Origin of the sequence: Immundisolibacter sp., assembly GCF_041625615.1 — a bacterium.
Classification (GTDB): domain Bacteria; phylum Pseudomonadota; class Gammaproteobacteria; order Immundisolibacterales; family Immundisolibacteraceae; genus Immundisolibacter.
Map to the genome: position 1 here is coordinate 1 of NZ_JBFJTF010000112.1, position 7,571 is coordinate 7,571.

The following is a 7,571-nucleotide window of genomic DNA, read 5'->3' on the forward strand; positions in this document are numbered from 1 at the left end:
AACGCGGCCTGCGTGACCCGTCGCCGTCATCCCGAGGTGTATCGCCAATGTTCGCTCGCATTCCATGGCTGGTTCTGCTGACCACCCTGCTGCTACCCGGCCTCCCGGCGTCAGCCGCCGATTTCCTGCCCGGCAAGTCGTCCACCGTCGGCCTCGCCGAAAAGAGCAAGCTGCGCACCGAGCGCATCGAGTACCACGACGGCGATCAGCTGCTGGAAGGCTACCTGGCCTGGGACGCATCGCGGCTCGGCCGCCGGCCGGGCGTGCTGGTGGTGCACGAATGGACCGGCATCAACGACCACACCCGCGCCCAGACCGAAAAGCTGGCGAAGCTCGGCTACGTCGCCCTGGCGGTGGACGTGTACGGCAAGGGCGTGCGGCCCAAGACACCGGAGGCCGCCAGCGCCGAGGCCGCCAAGTACAAGCAGGACCGCGCCCTGTTCCGTTCGCGCCTGCTGGCCGGCCACCGCACCCTGCTCGACCAGTCGGCGGTGGACCCGCAGCGCACGGCGGCCGTCGGTTACTGCTTCGGCGGCACCGGCGTGCTGGAACTGGCACGCAGCGGTGCCGATCTCGACGGTGTGGTCAGCGTGCACGGCGGCCTCGACAGCCCGACGCCCAGCGACGGCCAGAACATCAAGGCCAGGGTGTTGCTCCTGCACGGTGCCGCGGACCCGTTCGTCAAGCCGGCCGACATCGAGGCCCTGCTGGCCGAGCTGCGCGGTGCCGACGTCGACTGGCAGATGGTCAGCTACGGCGGCGCCGTACACGCCTTCACCAACCCGGCCGCCGGCGATGACCCATCCACCGGCGCCGCCTACGATGCCCGCGCCGACCGGCGCTCCTGGGCAGCCATGCGTCAGTTCCTGGACGAGGTATTGCACTAGCGCGCCGGCAACCGGCCCTGTCCACGGCAGGTCGCCGTCACCCGGCGGCGACACCGAGCGCCGGCTTTGCGGGCACGCCACGTCTGTCATTCAATGAACACCGCCATGCCTGATCACGCCAGTCACTCATGACCGGACTCGAACACCGTCTACTGGCCGGCGCCTATGCGCGCCTGCCGACCGACTTCTACGCGCCGCAGGTACCGACCCCGCTGCCACAGCCGTATCTGATCGCCTTCAACCCGGACCTGGGCGAGCAGCTCGGCTTGCCCGCTGCGCCCGGGCCACGGGATATCGACACGCTGTGCGGCAACCATGTGCCCGCCCGGGTGAGGCCGCTGGCCGCGGTGTACGCAGGCCACCAGTTCGGCGTCTACGTGCCGCAACTGGGTGACGGGCGGGCGTTGCTGCTGGGCGACATCGTCGACGCCGACGGCAACCGGCACGAACTGCAGCTCAAGGGCGCCGGGCGCACGCCGTTCTCGCGCGGGGCCGACGGGCGGGCCGTGCTGCGCTCGACCATCCGCGAGTATCTGGCCAGCGAGGCCTTGCACGGCCTGGGCATTCCGAGCACCCGCGCGCTGGCCATCGTCGGCAGCGACCAGCCGGTCTACCGCGAGCGGATCGAGACCGCCGCCGTTCTGGCGCGCCTGGCGCCCAGCCACGTGCGCTTCGGCTCGTTCGAGTATTTCCACTACCAGGGCCGGGATGCGCAGGTACGCGCATTGGCGGACTTCGTGATCGACGGTCACTTCCCGGCATTCACCGGCCACCAGGACCGCCACGCCCGACTGCTCGATGCGGTGGTGGAGCGCACCGCCCACCTGGTGGCCGCCTGGCAGGCACAGGGCTTCGTGCACGGCGTGATGAACACCGACAACATGTCCATTCTCGGCCTCACGCTCGATTACGGCCCGTACGGCTTTCTGGACCACTTCGAGGCGGTGCGCGTGTTCAACCACACGGACCGCCATGGCCGCTACGCCTATGCCAACCAGGGCCGCATTGCGCTATGGAACCTGCACGCCCTGGCGCAGGCCCTGTCCAGCCTGATCGACGCGCCCCGACGCGAGGCCGCGCTGGAACGCTTCGAGCCGCTGTTCGTCGGCGCCTACGGCGCGCTCATGCGCCGCAAGCTCGGCCTGCGCCAGCCACAGGCCGAGGACGCCGAACTGGTGGACAGCCTGCTGCACGCCCTGCAGGACGGCCGCGCCGACTACCCCGCCTTCCTGCGCCGCCTGGGCGCCTTCCGGCCGCACGATGCCGACACGCGCCGCCCCCTGCTGGCACTCTCGCGCACGCCACAGGCCATCGACGCGTGGCTCGACGCTTACAGCGCGCGCCTGAGCCGTGAAACCGACAGCGCCGAGGCGCGTCAGGCGGACATGGACGCGGCCAACCCGCTTTACGTGCTGCGCACCCATCTGGCGGAACGGGCCATACGCCTGGCCACCGACCAGCAGCAATACGACGAAATCGAGCGTCTGCGCCAACTGCTGGCCCGGCCGTTCAGCCCACAGCCGGGTGCCGAGGCGTATGCCGAACCACCGCCGGCCGATGCCGGCGACATCGTGCTGTCCTGCTCCTCGTGACGCACCCGGCTCAGTGCCAGTTGATGCCGGCGTCCTCGGGCACCACCTTCAGCGCCTTCATCAACGGCAGGAAATTGACCTCGTCCCATTCCTCGGCGTTCAGGCCGTCCTTGATGCGCATGATGTGGATGAAGCTCACCTCGATCACCTGATTGGTGGGTGGCGCGCCGTTGAACTCGCCCACGTGCTGGAAGCTCAGCCGGCCGCGGCTGACCACCCGGTCGCGTTCGGCGATCTGGTCCTCGAACACGCGCTTGACGATGGGAAGCGAGGCCTGAATGCGCTTGTTGACCTCCATGTGCGTCTTCACGTTCAACGGTTCGCGTGCCATCGGCAAGTGAAACAGGTGCTCCGGATGCAGCAACGCCTCCATCTCGTCGAAGCGCTTGGCGTCCATGGCGGCGAAGAACCTGCGCACGAACTGCTTGTTCCATTCGAGCTGCTGCGGGTCGGACATGGCGTACTCCTCCACGTATCGCGTTATGAAGGTGCGATCTTATCCCCGTGCCGACCGAGCGGCGGCCACAAAAAAGGCCGCCGGCCGGTTTCCCGGCAGGCGGCCTTTTTGGCCGATCCGCGCCTGACGGCGCGGCCCAGACTCAATCCTCGCCGAAGAAATCCAGCAGCAGCTTGTTGAAACGCGCGGCGTGTTCGATCTGCGTCCAGTGACCGCACTTGCCGAACAGGTGCAGCTGGCTGTTGGGGATCAGCTCGAACAGGCGCACCGAGTTGCTGAACGGCAGGATGCGGTCCTCGCGCCCGTGGATGATCATCGCCGGCGACTGGATCTTGGCGATGTCCTCTTCGGCACTGGCCAGGGCGTCGATCCACTGCTGGCGCGGCGCCGGGAACATGCTGGCGTAGGCCTCCTGCACGCCCTCGCGCAGGCTCGCCTCGTAGCGCAGGCGGGCCAGGTCGTCGCTGACCAGTCCGCGGTCGTAGGCGAACAGGTCCAGCATCTTGCGCATGTTCTCGAACGACGGCGTGTAGCCCCAGGCGAAATCCAGCCCCTCGGTCAGCGGAAACTTCACGCCGGCGGCACCCATCAGCACGATGCGGTTGACCCGCTCCGGGTTGCGGATGGTGGTGGCCAGGGTCAGCGCACCGCCGTAGGAATTGCCGACCAGGTTGACCTTCTCCAGCCCCAGGGCGTCGATGAAGTCGGTCAGGTGCTTGACCCAGCTGTCGAGGGTGTACTGCACGCCCTCGGGCCGCTCGGTGTAGCCGAAACCGAGCATGTCCGGCGCCAGCACGCGCACCTTCTGGGACAGCACCGGGAACGCCAGGCGCCAGTTCGAAAAGGCGCTCACGCCGGGGCCGGAGCCGTGGATCAGGACGGTCGGATAGCCCTCGCCGACGTCGTGATAGTTGGTGTTGATGCCGCCGGCGTTGATCCACTTGCCGATTTCGGGATTACTCATCTTTGGGTCTCACTGAAAAGTTGACGAAGCACGAGCGCGGCACTAACCGAGCTCTTCGAGCAAACCGACCAGGTCGTCGGCATGCTCTTCCTCCATGGCCAGGATGCCTTCCAGCATGCGCCGGGTAGTGGAATCGTCGTTGCCAAGGTAGGCAATCATCTCGCGGTAGCTGTCGATGGCGATGCGCTCGGCCACCAGGTCCTCGCGAATCATGTCCACCAGCGACTCACCGGGCACGTACTCGGCATGGCTGCGCGTGAGCATGCCGTCGGGCGACAGGTTGGGCTCGCCACCGAGCTGCACGATGCGCTGCGCGATGTCGTCGGCGTGCACCTGCTCCTCGTTGGCGTGCTGCAGGAATTCCTGCGCCACGCCCTGGGCGTTGATGCCGGTGGCCATGAAGAAGTGGCGCTTGTAGCGCAGCACGCAGACGATCTCGGTGGCCAGCGCCTCGTTGAGCAGCCGAATCACGGTGTCACGATCGGCCCGGTAGCCGGCCGTGACGGCGCCGCGCTCGATGTGCTCACGTGCCCGCTTGCGCAGGGTCTTGATGTCGGTGAGAAACGGCTTTTCCGCTTTTTTCTTTGGCACGGCTCACGCTCCAGACAGGGGGAAACGATCGGTGCCGCCGCTCAGCGGCCCAGCTCCTTGGCCGACTGGCCGGCGATGCCCCAGTTGGTGTTGGGCACATCGTTGATCAGCACACGCACCTGTTCGGGCTTGGAACCGAGCACGCGGCAGGCGGTCTCGGTGAGCTCGCGAATCAGGCCGAGCTTCTGCTCTTCGGTGCGGCCTTCCAGAATGTTGACTTGAATGAACGGCATGCGCGCGTCCTCAGACGAAGCTGACCGAGATCGAGCCCAGGTCCTGGTACTGCACGGTGATGGTGTCACCGGCCTCGACCGCCACGGCGGCGGTCACGCCGCCGGTCATGATGAAGCTGCCGGCCGGCAGCTCCTGGCCCTTGGCGCCGAGCATGTTGGCCAGCATGGCCACGCTGGCCGCCGGATGCCCCAGCACCGCCGCACCGCAGGAAAGACCGACCGGCTGGCCGTTCTTTTCCATCACCAGGCCGAGGGTCTTCAGGTCCACCTCGGACACGGCGCGGTTGCGCCCGCCGGTGACGAAGCGGCTCGACGAGCTGTTGTCGGCGATCACGCTGACCATGTCGAACTTGAAGTCGCGGTAGCGCGAGTCGATGATCTCGAGCGCCGGCAGGACGAAATCGGTGGCCGCCAGCACGTTGCCGATGTGCACGCCCGGCCCCTTGAGCGGCGCCTTGGTGACGAAGGCGATTTCCGCTTCCACCTTCGGGTGGATGAGCTTCTTGGTGTCGACGACGCCGCCGTCCTCGACCGCGAAGTAGTCGTACAGCAGGCCGTAGCCGGGCTTGTCGACGCCCATCTGGACCATCTTGGCGCGCGAGGTCAGGCCCATCTTGTAACCGACCTGGCGGATGCCGCGCGAGAGCTTGCGATCGCGAATGGCCTCCATCACCTGGTAGGCCTCGGCGATCGTCATGTCGGGATGATCGTCCGTGATCTTGGTGACGTCGTAGGCTTCGAGTTCGGCCTGCTCCAGGTGCTCGGCCAGTTTGGCGATGGTCGCCGCGTCAAGTGCCATGTGCGGTGTCCTCAGGCGTGCGCCGGCTGTTTTTCGCGCTCGGCCAGCATTTCCAGCGCGATCGACTCGATCATGTCCTCCTGACCGGCCACGGTCTTGCGCCGGCCGCACTCGACCAGCAGATCGCGCACGGAAATGCCATACCGCTCGGAGAAGCGCTTGGCGTGCAGCAGGAAGGTGGAATAGGTGCCGGCAAAGCCCAGCGACAGCGAATCGCGGTCGACGCGTATCGGCTGATCCATGATCGGCCGCACGATGTCCTCGGCCACGTCCATGATCTTGTACAGGTTCACGCCGGTGTCGATGCCCAGGCGCTGGCCCACCGCCACCAGGGTTTCCAGCGGCGTGTTGCCGGCGCCGGCACCCAGCCCGGCGGCGGAACCGTCGATGCGGTTGGCACCGGCCTCGATGGCGGCCAGCGAATTGGCCACCGACATCGACAGGTTGTTGTGGGCGTGGAAGCCGAGTTCGATCTCCGGCGCCAGGTTGGCGCGCAGCAGGCCGACCTTGGCAATGACGTCGTCCGGCAGCATGTAGCCGGCCGAGTCGGTCACGTAGATGCAGGTGGCACCGTAGGACTCGAACAGCTTGGCCTGCTCGAGGATTTTCTCCGGGCTGACCATGTGCGCCATCATCAGGAAGCCGACCGCGTCCAGGTTCAGCTTGCGGGCAAGCCCGATGTGCTGCTCGCCGCAGTCGGCCTCGGTGCAGTGCGTGGCCACGCGGATGCACGACACGCCCAGATCGGCCGCCATGCGCAGCCCGTCGACGGTGCCGATGCCGGGCACCAGCAGGCAGGACACCTTGGCCTGCTTCAGGTGCGGCACGGTGGCCTTCAGGTATTCCTCGTCGGTGTGCAGCCCGAAACCGTAGTTGATGGAGGTGCCGTCCAGACCGTCACCGTGGGTGACCTCGATCATCGGCACGCCGGCCTCGTCCAGCGCGCTGGCGATGGCCGTCATCTGTTCGAGCGTGATCTGGTGGCGCTTGGCATGCATGCCGTCGCGCAGGCACATGTCGTGCAGGGTGACCTTGCGGCCTTTGAGATCTTTCAGAGCCATGACGGGTGTCCTCGTGGGGTTCAGGCGGCGGCGGTCTTGTACTGCGCCGGGTCGAAGGCGCCGGACAGGATGTCCTCGGCGATCATCTCGGCGGTACGCGCGCCGGCGGCGGTCATGATGTCCAGATTGCCGGCGTACTTGGGCAGGTAGTCACCCAGACCCTCCACCTCCAGGAAGATCGACACCCGGTTGCCGTCGAACACCACGTCGTGCAGCAGGCGATAGCCGGGCACGTACTTTTGCACTTCCGCGACCATGTCCTTGACCGAGGCGCGGATGGCGTCCTGCTCCGGCAGCGTCTCGGTCAGGCAGTGCACGGTGTCACGCATGATCAGCGGCGGCTCGGCCGGGTTCAGGATGATGATGGCCTTGCCCTTGCGCGCGCCGCCGACCACCTCGATGCCCTTGGAGGTGGTACGGGTGAATTCGTCGATGTTCTTGCGCGTGCCCGGTCCGGCGGACTTGGACGACACGGTGGCGACGATCTCGCCGTACACCACCGGCTGTACCCGGCTGACGGCCGCCACCATCGGGATGGTGGCCTGGCCACCGCAGGTGACCATGTTGACGTTCATCTCGCGCTTGCCGAGGTGATCCTTCAGGTTCACCGGTGGCACGCAGAACGGCCCGATGGCCGCCGGCGTGAGGTCGATCATCACCACGCCGCGGCTGGTCAGCTTGTCGGAGTTGTCCTTGTGGACGTACGCCGAGGTGGCGTCAAAGGCGATCTGGACGTTGTCCTCGGCCAGGTGCGGCAACAGGCCGTCGACGCCCTCGTGGGTGGTTTTCATGCCGTGCTCGCGGGCCTTGCGCAGGCCGTCGGAGTCGGGATCGATGCCGACCATCCAGACCGGATTCAGCACCTTGCTGCGCTTGAGCTTGAACATGAGATCGGTGCCGATGTTGCCGGAGCCGATCAGGGCGCAGTTGATTTTCATGACGTGAATTCCTCGGCAGGCCGTGGGGTGGCAAAGACACCGCCGCCGG

At 66.8% G+C, this 7,571-nt stretch carries 9 protein-coding genes; 2 read left to right on the forward strand and 7 right to left on the reverse strand.

The genetic code is table 11. The features are described 5' to 3' along the window. The first annotated feature begins 47 nt into the window (after window positions 1-47). The gene (locus tag ABYX71_RS09070; RefSeq protein WP_372696179.1) at window positions 48-887 is read left to right on the forward strand and encodes a dienelactone hydrolase family protein; all 840 of its coding nucleotides are present in this window, start codon (window positions 48-50) and stop codon (window positions 885-887) included. A 128-nt stretch (window positions 888-1,015) separates the two neighbouring features. Then, window positions 1,016-2,479 (forward strand): YdiU family protein, encoded by a 1,464-nt coding sequence (locus tag ABYX71_RS09075; protein ID WP_372696180.1) that lies wholly within the window; start codon window positions 1,016-1,018, stop codon window positions 2,477-2,479. A gap of 10 nt (window positions 2,480-2,489) precedes the next feature. Here ABYX71_RS09075 and ABYX71_RS09080 read toward each other — a convergent pair whose 3' ends face one another. The 7 genes from ABYX71_RS09080 to ABYX71_RS09110 form a co-directional block, all read right to left on the reverse strand. After that, window positions 2,490-2,936, reverse strand: coding sequence for an ester cyclase (locus ABYX71_RS09080; protein ID WP_372696181.1), 447 nt, complete (start codon window positions 2,934-2,936; stop codon window positions 2,490-2,492). 142 nt (window positions 2,937-3,078) lie between these two features. After that, complete coding sequence (locus tag ABYX71_RS09085) at window positions 3,079-3,900, reverse strand: alpha/beta fold hydrolase (protein ID WP_372696182.1); 822 nt, start codon at window positions 3,898-3,900, stop codon at window positions 3,079-3,081. A 42-nt stretch (window positions 3,901-3,942) separates the two neighbouring features. Further along, window positions 3,943-4,491: a bacterioferritin gene (locus ABYX71_RS09090; protein ID WP_372696183.1), complete on the reverse strand. Its 549-nt coding sequence runs from the start codon at window positions 4,489-4,491 to the stop codon at window positions 3,943-3,945. Window positions 4,492-4,532: 41 nt separating this feature from the next. Beyond that, entirely contained in the window at window positions 4,533-4,724 is a 192-nt protein-coding gene (locus tag ABYX71_RS09095) for a 4-oxalocrotonate tautomerase family protein (RefSeq protein WP_372696184.1), read from the reverse strand. A 10-nt stretch (window positions 4,725-4,734) separates the two neighbouring features. After that, window positions 4,735-5,523, reverse strand: coding sequence for a 2-oxo-3-hexenedioate decarboxylase (dmpH, locus tag ABYX71_RS09100; RefSeq protein ID WP_372696185.1), 789 nt, complete (start codon window positions 5,521-5,523; stop codon window positions 4,735-4,737). Between the two features lie 11 nt (window positions 5,524-5,534). Beyond that, complete coding sequence (gene dmpG, locus ABYX71_RS09105) at window positions 5,535-6,584, reverse strand: 4-hydroxy-2-oxovalerate aldolase (RefSeq protein ID WP_372696186.1); 1,050 nt, start codon at window positions 6,582-6,584, stop codon at window positions 5,535-5,537. Between the two features lie 20 nt (window positions 6,585-6,604). Then, window positions 6,605-7,522: an acetaldehyde dehydrogenase (acetylating) gene (locus ABYX71_RS09110; RefSeq protein ID WP_372696187.1), complete on the reverse strand. Its 918-nt coding sequence runs from the start codon at window positions 7,520-7,522 to the stop codon at window positions 6,605-6,607. Window positions 7,523-7,571: the final 49 nt, after the last annotated feature.

Excerpts from the sequence above, each read along its gene's own strand:
- ABYX71_RS09070 (WP_372696179.1), top strand. The coding sequence starts at position 48 with ATGTTCGCTCGCATTCCATGGCTGGTTCTGCTGACCACCCTGCTGCTA.
- dmpG (WP_372696186.1), bottom strand. The coding sequence starts at position 6,584 with ATGGCTCTGAAAGATCTCAAAGGCCGCAAGGTCACCCTGCACGACATG.
- ABYX71_RS09075 (WP_372696180.1), top strand. The coding sequence starts at position 1,016 with ATGACCGGACTCGAACACCGTCTACTGGCCGGCGCCTATGCGCGCCTG.
- ABYX71_RS09085 (WP_372696182.1), bottom strand. The coding sequence starts at position 3,900 with ATGAGTAATCCCGAAATCGGCAAGTGGATCAACGCCGGCGGCATCAAC.
- ABYX71_RS09080 (WP_372696181.1), bottom strand. The coding sequence starts at position 2,936 with ATGTCCGACCCGCAGCAGCTCGAATGGAACAAGCAGTTCGTGCGCAGG.
- ABYX71_RS09110 (WP_372696187.1), bottom strand. The coding sequence starts at position 7,522 with ATGAAAATCAACTGCGCCCTGATCGGCTCCGGCAACATCGGCACCGAT.
- ABYX71_RS09095 (WP_372696184.1), bottom strand. The coding sequence starts at position 4,724 with ATGCCGTTCATTCAAGTCAACATTCTGGAAGGCCGCACCGAAGAGCAG.
- dmpH (WP_372696185.1), bottom strand. The coding sequence starts at position 5,523 with ATGGCACTTGACGCGGCGACCATCGCCAAACTGGCCGAGCACCTGGAG.